Raw genomic sequence first — 247 nt, 5'->3', positions numbered from 1 at the left:
CGCTTGTTCCGCACCGTTTGTGTTTCACGTGAAACACATCACTCGGTTCACTCACCGCCCTCGCTGCCCGACCGAGCGCGCAGGAAATCGATGAAGACCCGCAGCTTGCCCGGCATCTGTGGCGTGCGCGGAAAGTAGAGATGAAAGCGATACATGGGTGGGCACCACGCCTCAAGCACCCGGACCAAGCGCCCGGCCGCCACATCCTCGGCGACGAGATCTTCCAGCACGTGCGCCAGTCCAACGC

General features: G+C 62.8%; 1 protein-coding gene. It reads right to left on the bottom strand.

What is annotated here, in order from left to right:
- Positions 1-47: 47 nt before the first annotated feature.
- The coding region (locus ACVA58_RS28490) for a LysR substrate-binding domain-containing protein (protein WP_446513588.1) at positions 48-247 on the bottom strand (200 nt) is incomplete at its 5' end.

The sequence above is a fragment of the Photobacterium sp. DNB22_13_2 genome (genome assembly GCF_052873915.1).
The sequence above is the reverse complement of the archived record's forward strand: the minus strand, read 5'-3'. Positions and strand labels throughout refer to the sequence as shown.